Source organism: Halovenus anhuiensis (genome assembly GCF_037080055.1).
GTDB lineage: Archaea > Halobacteriota > Halobacteria > Halobacteriales > Haloarculaceae > Halovenus.
In genome coordinates, this window is record NZ_JBAOJI010000001.1 from 1,041,590 (window position 1) to 1,063,166 (window position 21,577).

The 21,577-nt window shown below is 61.5% G+C and carries 19 protein-coding genes; 8 read left to right on the forward strand and 11 right to left on the reverse strand.

The genetic code is table 11. The features are described 5' to 3' along the window. Positions 1–4: 4 nt before the first annotated feature. Positions 5–661, reverse strand: a complete 657-nt coding sequence (locus V8P86_RS05320) for a hypothetical protein (RefSeq protein ID WP_336326198.1) — start codon at positions 659–661, stop codon at positions 5–7. Positions 662–973: 312 nt separating this feature from the next. On the opposite strand from V8P86_RS05320, the gene V8P86_RS05325 reads away from it, so the two are divergent. Beyond that, on the forward strand, positions 974–2,425 hold the full coding sequence (locus V8P86_RS05325; RefSeq protein WP_442909353.1) for a DHH family phosphoesterase: 1,452 nt from the start codon (positions 974–976) through the stop codon (positions 2,423–2,425). 144 nt (positions 2,426–2,569) lie between these two features. Here V8P86_RS05325 and V8P86_RS05330 read toward each other — a convergent pair whose 3' ends face one another. After that, positions 2,570–2,875, reverse strand: coding sequence for a PRC-barrel domain-containing protein (locus V8P86_RS05330; RefSeq protein ID WP_336326199.1), 306 nt, complete (start codon positions 2,873–2,875; stop codon positions 2,570–2,572). A 107-nt stretch (positions 2,876–2,982) separates the two neighbouring features. Here V8P86_RS05330 and V8P86_RS05335 point away from each other — a divergent pair, with 107 nt between their 5' ends. Next, positions 2,983–3,630 carry a metal-dependent hydrolase gene (locus tag V8P86_RS05335; RefSeq protein WP_336326200.1) on the forward strand — a complete coding sequence of 216 codons (648 nt, stop codon included), beginning with the start codon at positions 2,983–2,985 and terminating at the stop codon, positions 3,628–3,630. A gap of 6 nt (positions 3,631–3,636) precedes the next feature. Here V8P86_RS05335 and V8P86_RS05340 read toward each other — a convergent pair whose 3' ends face one another. Both V8P86_RS05340 and V8P86_RS05345 read right to left on the reverse strand, forming a co-directional pair. Continuing rightward, on the reverse strand, positions 3,637–4,785 hold the full coding sequence (locus tag V8P86_RS05340; RefSeq protein ID WP_336326201.1) for a pyridoxal-phosphate dependent enzyme: 1,149 nt from the start codon (positions 4,783–4,785) through the stop codon (positions 3,637–3,639). 42 nt (positions 4,786–4,827) lie between these two features. Next, complete coding sequence (locus V8P86_RS05345; protein WP_336326202.1) at positions 4,828–7,293, reverse strand: heavy metal translocating P-type ATPase; 2,466 nt, start codon at positions 7,291–7,293, stop codon at positions 4,828–4,830. A 248-nt stretch (positions 7,294–7,541) separates the two neighbouring features. Between V8P86_RS05345 and V8P86_RS05350 the strand changes: the two genes are divergently transcribed. Next, positions 7,542–8,834, forward strand: a complete 1,293-nt coding sequence (locus V8P86_RS05350) for an RNA-guided endonuclease InsQ/TnpB family protein (protein WP_336326203.1) — start codon at positions 7,542–7,544, stop codon at positions 8,832–8,834. Here the strand turns inward: V8P86_RS05350 and V8P86_RS05355 are convergent. Continuing rightward, positions 8,817–9,254 (reverse strand): CBS domain-containing protein, encoded by a 438-nt coding sequence (locus tag V8P86_RS05355; protein WP_336326204.1) that lies wholly within the window; start codon positions 9,252–9,254, stop codon positions 8,817–8,819. The genes V8P86_RS05350 and V8P86_RS05355 overlap by 18 nt on opposite strands. 110 nt (positions 9,255–9,364) lie before the next feature. On the opposite strand from V8P86_RS05355, the gene V8P86_RS05360 reads away from it, so the two are divergent. Further along, positions 9,365–10,510, forward strand: coding sequence for a hypothetical protein (locus tag V8P86_RS05360; protein ID WP_336326205.1), 1,146 nt, complete (start codon positions 9,365–9,367; stop codon positions 10,508–10,510). 27 nt (positions 10,511–10,537) lie between these two features. Here the strand turns inward: V8P86_RS05360 and V8P86_RS05365 are convergent, their stop codons facing one another. The 3 genes from V8P86_RS05365 to gatC form a co-directional block, all read right to left on the reverse strand. After that, positions 10,538–10,912: a hypothetical protein gene (locus tag V8P86_RS05365; RefSeq protein WP_336326206.1), complete on the reverse strand. Its 375-nt coding sequence runs from the start codon at positions 10,910–10,912 to the stop codon at positions 10,538–10,540. Between the two features lie 89 nt (positions 10,913–11,001). Next, a complete protein-coding gene (gene gatA, locus V8P86_RS05370; RefSeq protein ID WP_336326207.1) occupies positions 11,002–12,279 on the reverse strand; it encodes an Asp-tRNA(Asn)/Glu-tRNA(Gln) amidotransferase subunit GatA in 1,278 nt (425 codons plus the stop codon). A gap of 2 nt (positions 12,280–12,281) precedes the next feature. Beyond that, on the reverse strand, positions 12,282–12,560 hold the full coding sequence (gene gatC, locus V8P86_RS05375) for an Asp-tRNA(Asn)/Glu-tRNA(Gln) amidotransferase subunit GatC (RefSeq protein ID WP_336326208.1): 279 nt from the start codon (positions 12,558–12,560) through the stop codon (positions 12,282–12,284). 182 nt (positions 12,561–12,742) lie between these two features. Between gatC and V8P86_RS05380 the strand changes: the two genes are divergently transcribed. Beyond that, entirely contained in the window at positions 12,743–13,720 is a 978-nt protein-coding gene (locus tag V8P86_RS05380) for a transcription initiation factor IIB (protein ID WP_336326209.1), read from the forward strand. Here the strand turns inward: V8P86_RS05380 and V8P86_RS05385 are convergent. Both V8P86_RS05385 and V8P86_RS05390 read right to left on the reverse strand, forming a co-directional pair. Next, entirely contained in the window at positions 13,717–14,103 is a 387-nt protein-coding gene (locus tag V8P86_RS05385) for a hypothetical protein (RefSeq protein ID WP_336326210.1), read from the reverse strand. The genes V8P86_RS05380 and V8P86_RS05385 overlap by 4 nt on opposite strands. Before the next feature lie 62 nt (positions 14,104–14,165). Continuing rightward, positions 14,166–14,978, reverse strand: a complete 813-nt coding sequence (locus tag V8P86_RS05390; protein ID WP_336326211.1) for an alpha/beta fold hydrolase — start codon at positions 14,976–14,978, stop codon at positions 14,166–14,168. Between the two features lie 434 nt (positions 14,979–15,412). Between V8P86_RS05390 and V8P86_RS05395 the strand changes: the two genes are divergently transcribed. From V8P86_RS05395 to V8P86_RS05405, 3 genes are all read left to right on the forward strand, one after another. After that, positions 15,413–17,164: a hypothetical protein gene (locus V8P86_RS05395; protein ID WP_336326212.1), complete on the forward strand. Its 1,752-nt coding sequence runs from the start codon at positions 15,413–15,415 to the stop codon at positions 17,162–17,164. A 287-nt stretch (positions 17,165–17,451) separates the two neighbouring features. Further along, complete coding sequence (gene uvrB / locus V8P86_RS05400; protein WP_336326213.1) at positions 17,452–19,503, forward strand: excinuclease ABC subunit UvrB; 2,052 nt, start codon at positions 17,452–17,454, stop codon at positions 19,501–19,503. Between the two features lie 55 nt (positions 19,504–19,558). Continuing rightward, the gene (locus V8P86_RS05405; RefSeq protein WP_336326214.1) at positions 19,559–20,470 is read left to right on the forward strand and encodes a hypothetical protein; all 912 of its coding nucleotides are present in this window, start codon (positions 19,559–19,561) and stop codon (positions 20,468–20,470) included. A gap of 17 nt (positions 20,471–20,487) precedes the next feature. Here the strand turns inward: V8P86_RS05405 and V8P86_RS05410 are convergent, their stop codons facing one another. Beyond that, positions 20,488–21,573: a glutamate--cysteine ligase gene (locus V8P86_RS05410; RefSeq protein WP_336326215.1), complete on the reverse strand. Its 1,086-nt coding sequence runs from the start codon at positions 21,571–21,573 to the stop codon at positions 20,488–20,490. Positions 21,574–21,577 lie beyond the last annotated feature (4 nt).

A 21,577-nucleotide genomic window follows, 5' to 3' on the forward strand; every position in this document is an offset into this window, starting at 1 on the left:
GTCGCTATTTGGGAGACTGATTCAGCATCGTCCACGCCCCGCCCGCCGAGACGCCGCCAGCGAACAGAGCACCGAGGATAGTGTTGATCAACAGTCCGCCGAATTCGAGCGAGGGTCCTTCGAGTGTCGTCGAGACGAGAAACGCCGAGAGAAGTCCGACAATGGCCGTCCCAGCAGCGAACGACGCTGCGGAAATCTTGAATATTTCCTGCTGTGGCTCCTGCAGGCGACTCGCCAGACCGGCTCCGACAAGCGGCCCGATGATGATCATCACGAAGAACGGAATCAGGAAGAAAAACGAGAAGAAAAACGACGTAAGTCCCGCACCGAGACCGCCACTAGCGTCCACAATTGGCGAATCGAGCGCATCCGAGATGACGAAAAAGAGCCCGACGCCTGCACCGGCGATGGCGAACAGAATCGACATGAACTTCGTCCAGTCGATGAGAACCTGATTCTGATCGGCAAAGGACTGGCCACCGCGTGCACGGCCCTGCGGTTGGCCGCCCTGTGGTGGCTGCCCGCCCTGCGGTGGCTGGCCGTTCTGTGGCGGTTGCCCACCCTGTGGTTGCCCACCTTGTGGTGGCTGCCCGCCCTGGGGCTGGCCACCCTGTGGTTGTCCGCCTTGTCCGCCCTGATTATCGCCTGGATTCCCTGACATCACGTCATACGTGCTGTACCAGATACTAAAAGATTTGTTATTTCACAAAAGACTGTAGCAAATTTCGGCCAAAGTTGCGAGAACGAGGACCGAGACTCCCGTCTGAGAGCGAAACTCTCGGCAATCAGATCTAATGCGTTCGTTTCATGTTCCGGCGCGTGTCTCGTAAGCGAACAAATAGCCGACTCCCGAGATTCGTCACACCAATCAGATCGCTTGGACTGGTCGGTCTGAAACGCGGACTGGCCGAGGGGGACCGATCTGCCGAACCCGGACATTATATAGCTTGCCGCTCGAAAGCCCCACATACTGATGGGTACCGGTATCACGATGACGTCGATGTCGACGTATGCGATTTTGGGCTGTGGAAGCGTCGGGCACGCTGTCGCCGAGGAACTCGTCGACGAGGGCAAAGACGTGCTCATTATCGACGCAGACGAGGGTCGTGTCGAGGCGCTTCGAGATCAGGATCTCGATGCCCGCCAATCAGATATTCGAGACGTCGAAGTCGCCGATGTCGTCGCCGACCGCGATGTAATTCTGATTCTCTCCTCCGATGTCGAAGCGAATACGGCAGCAATCGAGAACATTCGGGCACGCGAGGACGACCACTTCATCGTAGCGCGAGCATCTGACCCAGTATCGAGCGACGCACTCACCGAGGCCGGCGCGGATGTCGTCATCAACCCCTCCGCGGTGATCGCCGACTCCGCACTCCGGGCACTCGAAACGGGCGAGTTGGAGTACAAAACCCGGAAACTCGCCGAGGTGATCGACGAGACCGATGGCAAACTCGCGATCCGGATCCACCGAAGTCCCGACCCCGACTCAATCGCCAGCGCGGCCGCACTCCAGGCAATCGCCGAGAGTCGGGATGTCAAGGCCGATATCATCTACGAGGGCGAGATTGGCCACCAGGAGAACCGAGCGTTCGTCAACCTCCTCGGGATCGAACTCGTCTCGGGAGGGACAGTCGACGAGACGGAGTACGACACCGTCGCAATCGTCGATCACGCGAAAGGTGGCGAACCCGACGAGGACCAGCAGATCGACATTATCGTCGACCACTACGAGCAGGAGCACGAACACGACGCCTCGTTCAGTGACGTTCGCCCGAACGTCTCCTCGACCTCGACGATCATGACGAAATATATCCAGGAACTCGATCTGACCCTGGAGCAGGAGGTCGCGACAGCGCTTCTGTACGGTATCCGCGCGGAGACACTCGATTTCAAGCGGGATACGACGCCGGCCGATCTGACCGCCGCGGCCTATCTCTATCCCTTCGCCGACCACGACACGCTCGAACAGGTCGAATCGCCGTCGATGTCCGCCGAGACGCTAGACGTGCTGGCCGAAGCGATCCGCAACCGCGAGGTCGAAGGATCTCACCTCGTCTCGAACGCGGGCTTTGTCCGGGACCGTGACGCCCTCTCACAGGCCGCCCAGCATCTCCTCAATCTCGAAGGAATCACGACGACAGCGGTGTTCGCCATCGCCGACGACAGCATCTATCTCGCCGCCCGGTCGAAGGATATCCGGATGGATATCGGGCGGATTCTGGAGGAAGCCTTCGAGGAAATCGGCGAGAGCAAGGGTCACTCGACGGAGGCTAGCGTCGAGATACCGCTGGGGATTTTCACCGGTATCGAGGTCAGCGACGACAACCGCGAGACACTGCTGGAACTGACCGAAGAAGCAGTTACGAAGAAACTGTTCGAGTCGATGGGCGTCGAGTCCAGCGACGGGAGTAACGGGAGTTAATCTAAGCGGATTTTTTACCGGTCGAGCATCCGGCAGCCCTCGGCTGCCGTTTCACTGCTGGCGAACGAAGTGAGCCAGCAGGGAGTTTTGAACTAAATTGTGCGACTGAGCGGTTCGCCGGAGGCGAACCCGAAGGAGTAAAATTTAGGCGGTGACCTCTTCTTCCTCGTCGTCGCCTTTCGAGCGCTGGATGCGTTCGGCGATGTCGTTGACGATGATCACGTCGCCGACGGCCTGTACCCAGCGGTAGGGGATGATGACGCCACGCGCGCTGGCCGACTCCTCCCGGAACAGTTCGCGGTTGAGTTCGTGCAGCGCGAGTCCGGTGACGCTCTGGGCGTCGAGATCGAGACGCAGATCCTCTACTTCACCGAGGTAGACGCCGTTGTTCGTGTAAACTTCCCGGCCCACGAGAGTGGTGATCTCTTGGGGCATGCTGTTGCGGTCCATATATTCGAGTGGCGCGGTGGTCCCTTAAATTTGTGGCGTCATCCTACCGACAGGTCGGTTCGAACGACCCGAGAAATTACGGTCGTCGGTCACCCAGATACGACGGGATGCCATCGACGATCGTTCACGTCGCGGTCGCCGGCCTCATCGGTGCCGCGTTGCTCGGTGAGGCATTCGACAGACGAGCGCTCCTCGTTCTCGCCGTCGTCGTGGCGATACCGGACCTCGATTCGTTCATCGCGCTGCTCTCCTCGGCCGGTCACCGAACGTCGCTACACAACCTCTCGATTCCAGTGCTGGCGGGCATTCTCTGGTGGGTCGATGTCCGCGTCCGCGAGGAGTCGCTGCTCAGATCACGCTGGGGTGCGTGGGGCGTCCGGGTCGCGTGGGTCGCGATTTGCTGTTACGGCCTCGGTCACGTCTTGCTCGATCTCACCGACGGCGTGGCGAATCTCTTCTGGCCACTGCACGATCAGTTCTACACCCTCCGAGGCGAGATGGAACTGTCGAACCAGCACGGCCTCGTCCAGACCTTCCGAGACGGAGAGGGCGGTTTTCTGCTGCTCGATACGGTCGGGACGAGTACCGAGACCGAGATAACGACCGGCGTCGATCCCGGGACGACACCCGACGGAGAAACTGCAGAGCGAACGTTCCCGCTGTTTGGCTCGGGACTGGAACTGCTCGTTGCGCTCACCGGTGCAGTCATCACGGCGGCCCGGTTCCGGCTCTCACAAGAACTGCCCGACGAGTGAGCAAACTTAGGAGTCGACCGCATCGAGCGCCGTCGCCGTATCCTTGAGTCCGTCCCCAGTCAGAACGGCGACGACGCGGTCGCCGTGGTCGACAATGCCGCGGTCCACGGCCGTCTCGACGCCGGCGACGGCGGCGGCCCCCGCGGGTTCGACGAAGATACCCTCGTTTCCACCCAATCGACGGAGCGTCGCCCGGATCAGATCGTCTTCGATCGTGATCGTCGCGCCGCCACTCTCCTCGATGGCCCGCGCCGCACCCGCCGCTCGATGGGGTTCGTGAACGTCGATACTGTCCGCACACGTTCCGCCCGCAGTGGTTGCGGTCGGAGCCTCGTCGCTCAGTTGGTCGTGAATGATCGGACAGTCCGCGGCCTGCACGCCGAGCAATCGGGGTGGGTCGGTGAGATAGCCGGCCCGGGTGAACAAATCCAGTCCCCGCCAGAGGTCTGCGAGCGTGCCGCCGTTGCCCATCGAGACGGCGATCCAGTCCGCTGCGGGTGCCTGTTCGGCGAGTTCGAATCCCAGTGTCTGTGCGCCGGCCGGCGTGTACGGACTCGCGCCGGCACTCCTGTCGATAACGTCTCCCTCCGTTGCGCGTGTGCGACACCGCTGGTAGGCGTCGGCATAGCCACCGGGGACAGTGACGAGGTCGGCGTCGTAAACGAGCGGCTGCACTGCTTTTGCCTCGGGGAGGCGTTCGGGGACGAACAGCGAGCAATCCAGATTTCCCCGAGCGGCGTAGGCAGCAATCGACGCCGCGGCGTTGCCCGTAGAGGCACAGACGATCCGCTCAGCGTCCATCTCGCGGGCGTGTGTCGCGACGACTGTGCTCCCACGGTCCTTGGCGGCCCCCGTCGGGTTCGCGCCTTCGAGCTTCAGGCCGAGATCGACGCCGAGCGTATCGCCAATCGTCGGCGCGTCGACGAGATCGGTCCACCCCTCACCGAGCGAGACTGGCTCACTCTCGACGGGAAGGAGAGGGTCGTACCGCCAGAGATCGGGTCGGGTCCGCGTCGTGGGATCGAATCGCTCACGGACAGTCTCGATGTCGTAGGAGAATTCGAGGCCTGTGTCAGCGTGAGTCGGGCATCGGCGTCCGCCGTTGGAGGTCTCCCAGTCACACTGAGAACAGCGGAAGGCGATCCCATCGGTCATTCAGCCCTTGCTATCATCGGGGCGAATATCTGTCTTCCGGCCTCAGAGAAGCGACCGCGAGGAGTTCGTGACGACGAGCAGACTCGAAAAGGCCATCGCAATCGCCGCGAACAGCGGATTGATCAGTCCCGTGATCGCCAGCGGAATCGCGACACCGTTGTAACAGAACGCCCAGCCGATGTTCTGTTTGACCCGAGAGTTCGCTGCCGCGGCGAGGTCGAACACCGTCTCCAGCGAGGACAGCGAGTCGTCGACGATGGCCACGTCGGCGGCGTCTGCGGCCAGCGCCGTCCCGCTCCCGAGTGCGATACCGAGATCGGCCGTCGCCAACGCCGGAGCGTCGTTGGTTCCGTCGCCGACCATGACAGTCTGCTTGCCCGCGCCGTACCGCCGGACCGTCTCGGCTTTAGCCTCCGGCGGCACGCCCGCAAAGACGTCGTCGACACCGGGGTGAGCGGCGAACGTCGCACTGGCCTCCTCGCTGTCGCCGGTCAACACCGCGACTTCGACCCCGCGCTCGTCGAGCATCTCGATCACTTCTTCCCAGTCCTCTCGTGGCTGGTCGCCGACGACTGCAATTCCTTCTGCCGTGCCGTCGCGGCCGACGACGACCGGCGCGTTTCCGGCGGTCGTGGCCTCTTCGGCGCGCCGTTCGATCTCCTCCGAGACGGTCCAGCCTCGCTCGGCAAAGAGACCGACCGTCCCGACGAGCAGTTCAGTGCCGTCGACGGTGCCGCCGACGCCCGTCGCGTAGCTCTCGAAGTCGGTGACGCGGCTGTCCATCGGATCTGCCGTGTCGGGCCCGCCTTCGCTGTCCTCGCGACCGGGAGATTCGGCGACGCCGCCGTCCGTGGCGGCTTCGGTCGGGCCGAACCGACTGGCGATGGCTGCCGCGACCGGGTGCGAGGAGTGAGTTTCCAGCAGTGCCGCCTGCTCGAAGAGATCGGTCGGGCCCTCGGTATCGAGCACTTCCATGTCGCCGGTCGTCAGTGTTCCCGTCTTGTCGAAGATGACGACATCCACGTCTTGCAGTCGCTCGAAAATCGTCTCGTCGAAGACAACGATGCTCCGTTCGAGTGCTTCTCGGACACTGGAGGCGATAGCGAGCGGCGTCGCCAGCCCGAGCGCGCAGGGACAGGAGACGATCATCACCGTCAGCGCAGTGAGGATTGTCGTCGAGAGGCTGGCACCGAGCAGGAAGTAGACGACCCCCACGGTGGCGGCCAGCGTCAGGACGAGCGGGACGAAAATCGTCGCCAGCCGGTCGGCGAGTTGCTGGATGCCGTGGTTCGCGCTCTGCAGATCCCAGACCATGTCGGTCAGCCGGTCGATACTGCTGCCCGCGCTCTCGCCGACTTCGACGACCAATGAGCCGTCCTGCAACAGTGCGCCGCCAACGACTTCGTCACTCGGCGTCTTTCCGACCGGCAACGACTCACCCGTGACGACTGCCTCGTCGACCGTTCCTGTTCCCTCGACAACCTCGCCATCGACGGGGACTCGTTCGCCCTCCTTGACGAGGATTTCCCCGCCGGGAGCGAGTTCGTCGACAGCGACCGTCGTTGTCGAGCCGTCGGATTCGTAGCGGTGCGCGTCTTCGACCTGTGCTTCGGTGAGTCCGGCGAGGCGTTCGTTGGCCTTCTGTTTGATCTGGTTCTCGTAGTAGCCGCCGGCGGTCACGACCAGAATGACCGTCAGCGTCACGTCGTAGTAGAGACTCGGGATTCCGCTCTCGACGAAGATGGCAATGGTGCTGTACAGCCACGCGCTCGTGGCCGCGACAGCGATGAGCAGATCCATGTTCGGCTGGCGCGTGACGAGACTGACGTAGGCCCCTTTCAGTATCGGCCCGCCCGTGTAGACGAGGACGATTCCAGTCAGCAGCCCCATGACGAGGAAGGGATAGCTGGCGGAGGTCCCCGAGAGCATCTCCGCGAGAAAGTCGGCCTGACGGTCGGGATACCACAGCCCGCCGAAGTACAGCGGATAGATCAGCGCGACGTAGGTCATCATGATCGCCATTCCGAAGGTGACGCCGACGACCAGTCGCATGAGATTATTCTCCTCGGCGCGACGCTCGGCGAGGGGGTCGTCGCGGCTATAGGCCTGATAGCCGAGGCCGCTCAGCAACTCCCGCAGGCCCGATTCGCCGACCTCGTCCGGATCGTGATCGACCCGGACAGCGTCGGTGATGTAACTCGCATCGGCGTCGGCGACGTTGTCGTGTGCGGCCGCCTGTGATTCGATGAACGTCTCGCAGGTCGCACAGTGCATGCCGTCGACGCTGAGAAAGGTCGTCTCGTAGTCGTCGGGAACGTCGCGCTCGTCGTCGTCGAGGGCGGCATCGATTTCGGAAAGATCGGCGTCGGCAGAGAGATCCTCGCGCTCGTCGAGGGTCGATTTGATCTTCCGACAGCCCTGACAACAGAAGCGCTCGCCAGCGTCGTTTTCGACCGCCGTCGCAGACAGAGGGAGATCACAGAGCGTACACGTCGCTCCGTCCGTCACGGGCGGTCACCTCGGAACCGGCTCAGTTCCTCGAACATGGACGATTCTGGGAAATCCTAGCGGAGCGAGGACAAATATACTGTCGGTCCACCCAGGTTGCGGGTCACAGCAGTAACAGCGCGGAAGCCCACGGCTTCAGCCGTGCGGAGGAAGCGCGTAAGCTCCGTAAAACAAACCACCGATACCAGCATGGCCGACTCCCCCAAGTAGTCAAAAACATTAATAAATATTAGCAGTTGCTGTGAAATATGGCGTGGAAAGTAGCTCGCACGGTTCGGGTGCGTCTCGACATTCCCGACGACCGCAAGAGTGACCTCCACGCCACCAACTCCAAATTCCAATACTGTGCCAACCGCACCGCAGACTGGGCGTGGCGCTACCCCGATGAAGACTGTGTAACAAGCAAGAGGGAGGCCGAAGCCGCCATCTACGACGCCCTCCGCGAAGAAACCGACCACCTACATGCCAACCTCGTACAGAAAGCAATCAAACGCGCCACCGACGACATTAGCAACTGCGTTAACCGGCTTGCAGACAGCGAGAATACCAGCAAACCCGAGTACAATACGTTCAGCATCGTCTACGACAAGCGAGCCGCCACGTACTACCGCGACAAGGTAAGCCTCGCTACGGTCAACGGTAGAGTCGAATGCGAGTACGACCTCCCAGACGACCCCGAAGACACACCACACGGCGAGTACCTGTTGAACGAGGACTACTCGTTTTCCACGAGTACCGTCCACTACGACTCTGAAACTGACGAGTTCTACCTACACGCGGCGATGGAACGGGAGATAGACGCGAGCACTCCTGAGAAAGCCGAGGATTCGAGAGTCCTTGGCGTGGACTGCAACGTTGACGACCACATTGCCGTAACTTCGACAGGTAGGTTCGTCGGCAATGCCGACTACTTCAACCACCAGCGCCGCGAGTTCGAGAAACGGCGCGCCAGTCTGCAACAGACCGGGACGCGAAGCGCCCACCTGACCTACCACCGCATCGGTGACAGGTTCGGGCGCTGGAGCAAGGACTACCTGCATCGGTGTTCGAAAGAACTCGTCGCGGAAGCCGAACGCCACGGCTGTACGTACATTGCGTTCGAGGACTTGGAGCAGATCCGAGAGCGCATCAGCAACAGCAAGAAGTTCCAGCAATGGGCGTTCCGCGAACTGCAAGAGCAGGTGGCCTACAAAGCTGACGAATACGGGATCATTGTGAGAACGGTAGAGCCACAGTACACAAGTCAGCAATGCTCGACGTGTGGCACGACGCTGGAAGAAAATCGTGACGGGCAGCACTTCGAGTGCTTGGACTGTTCCTACACGGTAAATGCCGACTACAACGCCGCGAAGAATGTTGCTCGAAAACTCGCACTCAAACTCCAGCGAGGGCAGAAGTCCCCCGCTGGAGGGGCGTTCTGTCAGTACGCCCTGAAGTCGGGGGTGATGACCGTGAACGCTACTGAAGTGGCGTCCGACAGTTACGTGTCGGTAGAACGGGAGTCCACCGACAAACCCACCGCTTCAGCGGTGGGTAGCTGACTGGTTCCAGTCGTCGCTCCGATCGAGTTTTGCTGTCGCCGCTTGCACTTCCTCGGGCAGGTGGTGGGCGATATCGCTCATCGTCACGATGCCGACTGGCTCGAAGCCATCGACGACAGGGAGTTTCTTGATGTTGTGTTTCTCCATCGTCCGGAGCACACTCCGAAGTGTGCGCGTTCGCTTCGTCGTGAGTAGATCTTCGGACATCGCCCGGGAAACCGGAATCTCCCGCAGGTCGCAGCCAGCGTGGTACGCGGCCCGCAGGGCATCGGAACGGGTCATAATCCCCACCGCGTTGCCGTCAGCGACGACCACGACACTCCCGACGCGATTGCGGAGCATCTCTTCGATCGCATCGTGGACCATCATCTCACGTGGGACCGTCACCGCCGGTTCCGACATGATATCTTCGACACGCATGTATACACATACCACCATCATACCCGTTACTGTTTGGGTTATCAACAGACACGCCGGGACGGTCGGGACAAACCTCACGTTTTAGTACAGACGGTAGAAACAGAGTTGACATGAACGCCGTACTCCCAGCGGAGTCACCCGGCCGGGCGGAACTCGTCTTCGCGCTCGGCGTGGGACTGCTCCTCGTCAGCGGGTTACTTCCGTGGATCGCCGCGTCGGAGGCGATCCCGGTCGCCGATCCAAGCGAGGAGGCCGAGGGACTGGCCTCCTTCGACGAGGAGCACACGAGTGAGGAAATTCTTGGGATCGACCGCGTCGACTGGGTCGTTCTCGCTGGCGTCGGCCTCGTTGCCACTATTCTCGTCGTGACTGAGCCGTGGAGTCAGATCGTCCTCGCGTTCGCGGCCGCCAGCGGCGTGGCCGCAGTTGGGCTGGGTGCGGTGTATCTCGTCGATCCGGTATGGATGTACAGCGACTGGATCAAACCCGACGTTGCGGCCGTCGCCAGCACAGGTCCCGGCGTCTATCTCGCCATCTGCGGCGGCGTCCTCCAGCTAGGTGGGTGTTATCTGGCGTACAGCGAGTCGGAGTCGACGAGCGGTGCCCAGCAACTCGACGCGCCGTCGCCGGCACAACCGGGTGCGAACCAGCCAGGGCAGCCCCAGGGACCACGAGGCGGACAGCCGCCACAACAGGAGCCACGCCGACAGCAGCGCCCGCCTGGCCAGCAACCACCACAGGGAGCCGGACCGAATCAGGGCCAGCCCTCGCAGGGACAGCCACGACAGCGTGGCGGCCAACAACAGCCCTCAGGGCAGCCGCCAGCGAATGAACAGCCGCCCAACGAGCAACGGTCCCCGGGACGGCAGCCGCCACAGAATCAACACGAGGGCGGACAGCAACCGCAGGGAACACCCCCGAATCGCCAGCAGTCGACGGAGACGCCCCACGATCCGAGCGGACAGCCCGGGAACAATACCCCGGAGCCGGAACGCTCACCGACGGAGGGCGACCCGGAACAGCCACCGACAGAGCGTGGTCCGGAACAGCCACCCTCGGGACAACAACGAGATGCGAGACAGCAGCCCTCGAACCGAGAGCCGACTGAGGCCGATCCGGTGGAAGAGCCAGAGCGCTCAGATCAGCCCGCAGGGGAGTCACGACAGGGTACTGGGACTGGCCAGCCGAAAAAGTCACCCGAAGAACAGACAGAGCGTCGAAGCAACTCGGACGAGACGGACCGACAGGAAAAGTAGCTCGTAGTTACGTCGACTGCGCTGGATTTACTCGCGAGCCCACTCGACGGCTTCGTCGAGCGAACCGAAGGTTTTGATTTCCTGTGGCACGTCCAGATTTGCACTGACTGCGCGTGCCTTGAGCCCCTCGGAGACGAACGCGAGTTTTTCGATATCTGCCTCGTGGCCGTTCTCGCTCCACTCCTTGGCGAGGTGGTTCTGCGTCTCCCGGCCGAGGGTCATATCTGCGCTGAATTCGGTGACTGCAGCCGTAATCTGTGACTTGCTCGCCCGAGAGAGCCAGTCGGCTTCAGACTGGTTCATTCCCTCTGTCTCGCCAGACCAGTCTGTGAGGTCCATTATCAAGACGTTCTCGCGTTCTTCGAAGCTGTACTCGAATGGAGGTTGCTGTGTTCGTGCCATACGAGAGAAGACGCAGCCAATCCATATCGTCCGACTAGCTAACAGAGTTGGAACCGAGCCGAGAATCGGGAGCTAACAGGTGAGGTGTATCAGGCGAGCGCACTGCCGGCACGGACGAGTCGCTTCTCGCCGAAGGCGGGGCCGACCAACTGCAGTCCGACCGGCAGACCGTCGTCATCGCCGACCGGGACGGAAATCGCGGGGAGGTTCGCGAGGTTGACCGGCGTCGTGTTCGCGTCTGCGAGATACATCTTCATCGGATCGTCCAGACTCTCGCCGAGTTCGAAGGGTGTGATCGGCATCGTCGGCGACGCGAGTACATCGGCCTCCGAGAGGGCCTCGTCGAAGTCCTGCTGAATCCAGGCACGAGCGTCTTGGGCCTTCTTGTAGTACTTGTCGTGATAGCCCGCCGACAGCGCGTAGGTGCCGAGTAGGATACGACGTTTGACCTCCTCGCCGAAGCCCTCCTCGCGGGCCGTGGCGAACGTCTCGTTCCAGTTGCCGTCGTAGCCGCCGGAGGTGCCGTAGCGGACGCCGTCGAAGCGAGCGAGATTCGACGAGGCCTCGCTCATGGCGATGACGTAGTAGGCCTCGACGGCGTGTTCGAGACTCGGGAGACTAACCTCGTGATAGCTCGCACCTTGGGCTTCGAGGTCCTCGATGGCGCTCCAGAACTGGTCGACGACGCGTTCGTCGGCCCCGTCGAGCAGTTCCGTCGGCACGCCGATTTCGAGACCCTCGACGTCGCCGTCGGCGGCCGCGGCGTACTCGTAGTCGCTGCCGTGCTCGCGGGCATCCCGAGTCGTCCCATCCCGTTCGTCGGGGCCGGCGATCACTTCGAGCAGTTCCGCCGCCTCCTCGACACTCGGCGCGAGCGGACCGATCTGTTCGAGGCTGTTGGCGTAGGCGATCAACCCATAGCGGGAGACCAGTCCGTAGGTCGGCTTGATGCCGACGACATCACAGAACGCGGCCGGACAGCGGACCGATCCGCCAGTGTCGGTGCCGAGCGCCAGGTCGGCCTCACCGGCGGCGACGGCGGCCGCGGAGCCACCGGAGGAGCCACCGGGGACGTAGCCCGGCGCAGCGGGGTTGTCAGTCGACCCGAACGCAGAGGTTTCCGTCGTCGTTCCCATCCCGAACTCGTCCATGTTCGTCTTGCCGGGGATGGTCGCACCGGCGGCTTTCAGGCGCTCGACGACGGTGCCGTCGTAGGGTGGGACGTAGTCGTCGAGCATCGCGGAGCCACACGTGGTTCTGACGCCTTCCGTGGAGATATTATCCTTGACAGCGACAGTCTTGCCGGCGAGTGGGCCCTCCTCGTCGCCCTCGATTTCCGTCTCGGTGATGTAGATGTTCTCGGCCATGCTCAGGAGACCCGTGGACCTTTGAATCGGCCGTCTTCAGTTTCCTCGGCGTTGCGAAGGGCCTCGGCCTGGTCGAGACTCTCCCGGACCTCGTCGGCCCGCATCACGTTGGTCAGTTCGGGCTCGCTTTCGGTCTCGGGGACTTCATCGAGCGCCTCGAAGGCGGCAAGAATCTCGCCGAACTGCTCGGCGAAGCGCTCGCGTTCCTCGTCTCCGAGTTCGACACGAGCGAGGTCGGCGATATGTTCGACCTCGTCGGGATCGACGGCAGAATCGCTCATAGATACCGGCAGTGCTCTCCGGCCACTAAGCGTTTCGAATGCCCGCGTCGGCGGACGGTAACGGCCGTGTACAGGGCCGGCATTTGGGGGAAGGGTTTAAGTTGCTTGGCCACCAACATAAATGTACCGCTGGATACCGCTGGACGTTTTCCGTGAAATCCCCTTCACCAGCAGAGACCAACATGACTGACACGACAACAAGGCGCTACGCGCGCGAAAGCGAGAGCGAAGAAACTGAAGAACAGGAGACAGACGAGGAAACGCTCGTCTGTCCGGAGTGTGGTGGCAACCTCGCATCGGATGCAGAACACGGCGAGACGGTCTGCGAGGACTGTGGACTGGTCGTCGAAGAAGACGAGATCGACCCCGGGCCAGAGTGGCGAGCGTTCGACTCCAAGGAGAAAGACGAAAAATCCCGCGTCGGTGCCCCGACGACGAATATGATGCACGACAAGGGGCTGTCGACGAACATCGGCTGGCAGGACAAAGACGCATACGGCAACGCCCTCTCGAGCCGTCAGCGTGAGAAGATGCAACGGCTGCGAACCTGGAACGAACGGTTCCGAACGCGTGACTCCAAAGAGCGCAATCTCAAGCAAGCGCTCGGCGAAATCGACCGAATGGCATCTGCACTCGGACTCCCAGAGAACGTCCGGGAGACTGCCAGTGTGATCTACCGGCGAGCACTCGAAGAGGATCTCCTACCAGGACGCTCTATCGAGGGTGTCGCGACGGCTTCGCTGTACGCTGCCGCCCGGAAGGCAGGCACCCCGCGGTCGCTCGACGAACTCACGACAGTATCACGAGTCGACAAAGACGAAATCGCCCGGACGTACCGCTACGTCGTACGGGAACTGAGCCTGGAGATCAAGCCAGCCGATCCCGAGAGCTACGTCCCCCGGTTCGTCTCTGATCTCGAACTCTCCGAGGAAGTCGAGCGCCGCGCTCGACAGCTCCTCCAGAACGCGAAAGAACAGGGCGTCCACTCCGGCAAGTCCCCGGTCGGACTGGCCGCCGCCGCAGTGTACGCCTCCTCGCTTTTGACCAACGAGAAGGTCACACAGAGCGAGGTCAGCGAAGTCGCGAATATCTCAGAAGTGACAATCCGGAACCGGTACCACGAACTACTCGAAGCCGAAGAGAACGTCCCCGGCCTCTAATCGGCTGGTCCCGCCTGCGCGAGCAGGCCATCCGCGAGTGGTCCCGGCTCGATTTCTGTCGTCACCGTGCGCTGTTCGTCTCGATCGAACGATTCGACGAACGAAACAGACTCCGTAATCGCCTCTTCTGGTTCGTCCGGGTCCGCATCGAGATTCACTGCCTCGACAGTGATTTCGATGTCGGCCGAGATGCCGACGTTGTGGACCATCACAGTCGCCTCGATCGTCCCTTCGACCGGGGCGTCGAGATCGGCTGGTTCCACGTAGACTGCGCTGGCCCGTGGCTCGCCCTCTGTCACGTCCCCAGTACAGCCCGCAAGCCCGACAAGCGTCCCCGCGCCGGCACACCGAAGCAGTCGCCGTCGGGTCAGATCGATGGCCATGTCTACCGATCGTACGGCGTCGACGAGTAAGAGTTTCGCGTTTGTCGCCGACAGTAGTCCCCTCAGTACACGTCGCCGAGGAACTCTCGAATCGCGTCGTTGACGGCTTCGGGCTGTTCGATATTCGAGGAGTGACCGGCCTCGGGGATCAGCGCCTGCTCGGCGTCGAGGGCCTCGACGGTCGGTTCAGCGCGCTCGAAGGGGATCGACTCGTCTTCCTCGCCGTGGACGAGAAGCGTCGGTACGTCGAGATCATCGAGTTGGTCGGTCACGTCGGGCCGTTCGAGCCACGAACTGACCTCCTGGTAGACCGCTTCGCCGGGGTAGGTCTGCCAGCGATTCATCCACGACTCGACGAGGTCCGTGTTCTCTTCGCGGGTCGTCTCTCCGAACAGGAAGTGTGTGACTGTTTCGGCCATCGTCTCGGGCATGACATCGTCGTCCCGAACTCGGTCGATCATTCCCTGGTACAGTTCGATGTCGTCGTCGGGATGCGGCCGCGAGGTGGAGTCGATCAGCACGATCCCCGAGATTTCGTCGGGATACTCCATCGCGAGTCGAATGGCCATGAACCCCCCCATCGACATCCCCGCGACGACCGGTTTGTCCATCCCCAGCGAGTCGATAGTCGCTCGGCAGTCCTCGACGAGATCGTGGAGATCGTAGGGTTCGTAGGCCCGCTCGGTTCGTGCCCGGAGGTTGTAGGCGGCGACGCGGTATTGGTCGGAAAGCCCCTCGATCTGCGGATCGAACATGGTGCGATCCATCAGCGTGCCGTGGGCACAGAGCAGCCCCGGCCCGCTGCCCGCTTCACGGCTGAGTGCATCCGCTCGCTGTCGGTACATCGCGGTCGCAGGTGTGTCGTCGGATGACATACCTCACCTGCGGCGGATACTAACAAAAAAGTAGGTGTCAGATGTTCCCGTGAGTCTGGCCACGCGATACGTGGGTAGTTCACCAAAGCCTCCTTGATCAGTAGGGCCGTATGTTGACTGCTGCGGAAACTCACACATCTCGAATATCTTCTGAGGCCCGTGCTGAATACAAGGCGCGAACTTGCCAGACGCTAATTCATACGAATGTTGTGAATATAGGAATACTTATTATAAATTATAACCTATTTTATATGATCATGAATTCACAAAGACAAGAGAGTCGCGCAGATGATATGCGACGTGCCACCACGACTCGACGAGCGCTCCTCGCAGCGAGCGGCGCCGTTGCAATCGGCGCGCTAAGTGGCTGTATGGGTCGAGATTCGTCGTCAGTCACGAACACGGAGTCGTCGCCTGCAGCGGTGTTCGCAGGTGTGGATTGGAATGACGATGAAACGGAAGTCACGGTTACGCTCGAAGGCGAACTCTTTGCCGAACCGCACGTCGCTCGGTTGACACCGACGCTTGCTGGGCGAGTGGAGTTGGAAGGGTGGGTCACCTCAACCGGGCTCACCGCGGCGAACTACAACAACTCTCGGAGTAACAAATCAACAATCCGGGCTCATGACGGGGATGGAGATGCCGATTCCGATGGTGTTGACGACGACGTTCGCGGTGAGGACTACAACTCGCCCCGAAGTAATCGGAGTATCGCGGGACCCAGTGATATCATCGACGACGATATCGACGAAGACGATGAGACGTTCCGGCGTGTCTCGCGGCTTGACGCGCAGCTCGAAGGGGCGACGACTGCGGCTGCGGCAGCAATTTCGAAGCGGAGTGCGCGGACAGGGCGGAATCCGGAGACGGAGAAAGAGATTACTGAGGCGTTAGGTGATATGGAAGCAGTGCTGGCCGAGATGCGGGCAGTGCTGGAGCGGTGTTCAGACGAGTCCTGTGTCGCGGCACTGGCGAACGTCGTAGATAGGGAGGCAGACGTTGTCCGAGCACAAGAGCACGCTCAGGACGGCGAGTGGGAGGCATTCGGTCTTGATAGTGGTGGTGACGGGAACGATATCCTCGTCGGAGATTACTTGCTTCCACCAGTCGAGTTTGACTCATCGGGGTTGTTCAGTCCGGGAGAGCAGGCGGAGCTTTTCAGATATCTTGAACAGAAGCCTGTTGTTGCGGAACGGTTCTCGGTGTGTTTGCCTGATGCTGAGGTTCCGGGTGGGAACGGCAGTATCGAGGACGCGGTGACGCCGGAGCGGCTCTTCGCCTACCTGACGGGTCGGTCCGATGGTGAGGGTAAGGTGTACTCGTGGGGGCATTCGGAGTATGCTGGCCCGGATGAGAGCGGTGATTGTGACGATGTCGATTCCACTGTGTCCCCGGGTGCGGTGTGCGGGGCAACGCCCCACTTCGTTGCGGAGATGACGGGGCCTGTGGCGACGGGCGGTGGGCTCGTGGCTGAGCGCACTGCTGACGGTCACGTTGTTATAACGAACTCTCCACCATCTGCTGAAGCTGGTGCATCTGTTGTGGTGTGTCCGGTCAAGGGTGAGCCGTTCGAGCCGGAGGGGTTGGATGCGTGGGCAAAGAAAATGGATGACGTACCTGTGGAAATTACTCAGCAGGGTCGGTTGCTCAACCTGACAGTAGCGCAGGTGATGGTTCAGCCACCGGGTTGTCCGGAGCCGGTTCCAGCCCTCATGTACGTGGGTCGAGGGCGAAGCGACGGACAGCTCATGTACTCGGGTGGGTGGATTATCGATGATGCTGCGTTGTACGAAAATTCGACGACAGTGTTGTCGATGGCTCGGGCTGCGCAGGTGGTTGGTATTGAGTGCTGTTTCGATTACTCTGCTGACGCTGATGGAGATGGGCTCAGTGACTTAGTGGCACGAGCAGGGCTGAGTGAGCGTGCTCGTCGGGGGGCGCAAATGGACTCGGGAACGGTCGATGAGTTGGTCAAGGCGGGAGTGTTTTCGGCGGACTCGTTTGATCCTGAGAGCCCTGTGGTGAATGACTTTATTCGGTCCCGGTCTGGAGGAGGCAGTGGTAGTCGGGTGGCCCTGACGCACGTGGCGGCAGATGCGCCAGTGTTACACTTGGTAAACGCTGCGAGTGCGTCGGATGAGGTGAAATTCAAGACGGGGGCTGAGCTGTCGAAGAGCGTGAACTGATTGTCCGTGTGGCACCGTGGTACTCCTGGTGTCAACTCGGGTTCCTGAAGGGTACCTCTGTGCTGAATACAAGCTCTCTATTTTGCATGCCATTCCAACCAACATCCAGACAGATCGTGATTTGTTGCGTTACATCGTCCACTTCTGCTGAGCGAGTGCAAGAGAGACAGAGTTGATCAGAGAAACGATCAGAACCACATCGTTCCGACTCACGGTTCGGCGGTTCGGTCTCCAGTAGCCACCCCGAAAGCGCATCCGTGAAGTGCGTCGGGACGTACTATATATTGATGTCTGATACAGGGGGTCCACTGTCGCCCGACCGACCCGAGGCCGAAAGTCGATTCCGCGTCGACGCACCGTTTGAGCCGGCCGGCGATCAGCCCGAAGCCATCGAACAACTCGTCTCCGGCTTCGAGCAGGGCATGGACAAACAGACGCTGTTGGGAGTCACCGGATCGGGAAAGACCAACACCGTCTCGTGGGTGCTCGAAGAGGTCCAGAAGCCGACGCTGGTCATCGCCCACAACAAGACCCTCGCAGCGCAACTGTACGAAGAGTTCCGCGAGCTGTTTCCCGACAACGCTGTCGAGTATTTCGTCTCCTACTACGACTACTACCAGCCCGAGGCCTACGTCGAACAGACCGACAAATACATCGAGAAAGACGCCTCAATCAACGACGAAATCGACCGCCTGCGCCACTCCGCGACCCGCTCGCTCCTTACGCGGGACGACGTGATCGTCGTCGCCTCCGTCTCCGCGATTTACGGACTTGGTGACCCGCAAAACTACGTCGACATGGCGCTGCGACTCGAACAGGACCAACGGATCGACCGCGAGGAACTACTGGGCCGACTCGTCGATCTGAACTACGAGCGCAACGACGTGGATTTCACGCAAGGCACCTTCCGCGTCCGAGGAGACACCGTCGAGATCTACCCGATGTATGGCCGCCACGCCGTGCGAGTCGAACTCTGGGGCGACGAGATCGACCGCCTGCGGAAGGTCGATCCCCTGGAAGGAGAGATCGTGAGCGAGGAACCCGCGACGCTGATCCACCCCGCAGAGCACTACTCGATTCCCGAACAGCGACTCGAACGCGCGATCAAAGAAATCGAAGACCTGCTCGAAGAGCGTGTCAGCTACTTCGAGCGCACGGGTGACCTGGTCGCCGCCCAGCGCATCGAAGAGCGGACGACCTTCGATCTAGAGATGCTCAAAGAGACCGGCTACTGCTCGGGTATCGAGAACTACTCGGTGCATCTCTCGGATCGGGAAACCGGCGAGGCACCCTTCACGCTGCTCGATTACTTCCCCGACGATTTCCTGACTGTAGTCGACGAGTCCCACCAGACAATCCCGCAGATCCGCGGGCAGTTCGAGGGTGACAAATCGCGCAAGGAGTCGCTCGTCGAGAACGGCTTCCGACTGCCGACCGCCTTCGATAACCGCCCGCTCACCTTCGACGAGTTCGAGGAGAAGACCGACAAGACGCTGTACGTCTCCGCGACACCGGGCGATTACGAGCGCGAGGAATCCGACCAGATCGTCGAACAGATCGTCCGTCCGACCTACCTCGTCGATCCACAGATCGAGGTCGCCGACGTGGAGGGCCAAGTCTCGGATGTCATCGAACGACTGGAGAACCTGCCCGACGACGAGCGCGCGCTCGTGACGACGCTCACCAAGCGCATGGCCGAGGACCTCACCGAGTATCTCACCGAGGCCGGCATCGACGTGGAGTACATGCACGACGAGACCGATACCTTGGAGCGACACGAACTGATCCGCAGCCTCCGACTCGGAGAAATCGACGCCATCGTCGGTATCAATCTCCTCCGTGAAGGATTGGACATCCCGGAAGTGTCTCTCGTCGGCATTCTCGACGCCGATCAGGAAGGATTCCTGCGTTCGGAGACGATGCTCGTCCAGACGATGGGCCGGGCCGCCCGAAACGTCAACGGGAAAGTCGTCCTCTACGCCGACGAGCCGAGTTCCGCGATGGAGTCGGCAATCGAGGAGACCAAGCGCCGCCGTCGAATCCAGCGGGAGTTCAACGAGGAACACGGCCACGAACCGACGACCATCGACAAGGAAATCGGCGAGACGAACCTCCCCGGTAGCAAGACCGAAACCGAGGGTGCAGCATCGATGGAACCGGCCGATGCCGACGAAGCCGCTCGCGCAATCGAAGAACTCGAACAGCGGATGCAGGAGGCCGCCGACAATCTCGAATTCGAACTCGCGGCGGACATCCGCGACCGGATTCGGAAACTCCGCGAGGAGTACGACCTCGACGGCGGTGACGACGAGGGCGTTCCCGCGCCAGATATCGAGTGAACCTACCAGCGAGCGTAGAATAGTTTGAATATCGGGGGGTAATCTTATACTACCAATGGAGCGTCGTGACGCCTACGGGTGGGGTATCGCAGCCGCTGGCCTCCTTCTCGGGGCGATTCAGCTCGTGCAGGGCGGTCAACAGCTGTCAGAGTTGACTGGCCTGTCAGAGTCGGATCTGGTGATCGTGTTCGCTTTCGAGACGGTGCCGTTCGTGCTGATCGGCCTGAGTCTGGTCTACGTCGGCTACTGGCTGACCGAGCAGGCAGGATTCGAGCCGGATCTGAACCGAATTCTCGCCTGGGGCGTCGGAAGTACGGTAATGTTCGCCTCGATTGCGGCGCTGATTCTGTTCAGCCAGCAGGTTACCCTCGATACGCTCGCACAGGGACAGTACGTCACAATGAATCTCGTGACAGTCGGTGCCGTCGTCGGTGTGCTGGTCGGCATCTACGACGCGCAGAGCCGGCTTCGCCAGCGCGAACTCGAAGCCGAACGCGATCGGATCGAGGCGTTCGCCGGCAAAGCCGCCGATATCAACAACTACGGCCGCGAACTGAACCGCGCCCGCTCGGTCGACGAAGTGAGCGCGCTCTGTATCGAGGCGATTCAGACGCTGTTGGGTCTGACCGAGACGGCACTCGTTGCAGTCGAATCCGACGACGGAACCGTCATCGACAGTACGATCGTCGGCGTAGAGAACGCGGCGTTGGTCGACGTTGCACAGGAAGCGATGAATCAAGAGCAGACGAACGCGGTCGTCCGCGAGGATGCCGCGATCGACTCCGACAGATTGCTCTCGATGCTCGTCACTGCTCACGAAGACAATGGCATCGTCCTGCTCGCGCCAGCGGCCGGATCCAATGGCTTCGGCGACGAGGACCTCCAACTACTCGAACTGCTGGTCTCCCACGCCGGGACGGCACTGGACCGCATTCACGACTCCCGCGAACGAGAGGCGTCGGCCTGAGTGAGCCGGAAAATTAACTACTGACTGCCCTGCAGCAACAGCGCCCCACAGAGCGCGTCAGCCCCTTTTTCCTCGCGGAGTCGGCGCTGTCGACTCGCGCCACTTTCGGCCTCGTAAATCTCTCGGAGGCCCGTCACACCGAGGCGGTCAGATTCGGTCTCGACGAACTCCCCGAGGGAGATGGTCCCCTCGCCGTCCTGCTCGATGAAGGAGGCTCCGTGGCCGTGGCGGATCGCACGCCACTTGTTCTCGTCGAGGATCTCTCGGCGATGTCGATACCCCGTCTCGCCGTCCTCGTAGCGCTCGCAGAGATCGACCACGAGCGCGCGGATGTACTCGACGAAGGCGAGCACTTTCTGTGGGTCGTGCTGGCCGTCCGGCGTCCGCACCTCGACGGTGCCGTGTTCGGAGTGTGGTCGCACGTCGTACCAGAGTTCGCCCCGGTCGTCGATCGATCCGCTTTCGAGCATGCGCCGCTCGAAGCGGTCGAACTCCTCGTAGGAATCGAACGTCGTCGGCATGCCGGTGTTGGGCAACCCCTCGAAAATCTTCGCCCGGGCAGAGTGCAATCCCGTGTCGAAGCCGTTCCAGTACGGCGAGTTCGCCGACAGTGCAAGCAGCGGCGGGAGATACCAGCGGATCTCGTTCGCCACCCAGACCGCCTTGTCGGCGTCGTCGACGCCAACGTGAACGTGTAAGCCGGCGGTTGTGTTCCGGTGCTGTGGGTACTGGATTCGGTCGAGCTGGGATTTGTAGCGTGGCTTCTCGGCGTGTTCGAGTTCGCGCCAGCGTGCCAGTGGGTGCAGTCCTGCGGCGGCGATCTGAAAGCCCTCGTTGTGGGCGTGGTCGATCAACGCGTCCCGGACGGCGAGCAAGTTCTCCTCGGCGTCGCCGGGTTCCTCGATCAGCGGCGTCTGTGTCTCGATGACGAACTTGAACAGTTCGTGGTCGAGTCGGCCGTCGAGAATCTCCGGCGGCGTCGATTCGTAGACGAGTTCGTCGGTCCCGGCGGTCGGCCGACCCGCCTCGTCGACGACGAAAAACTCCTCCTCGATTCCGAGTGTTCCCATCCGGCTAAAGTTCTCGGCGTCACCGCGATCCATCTGT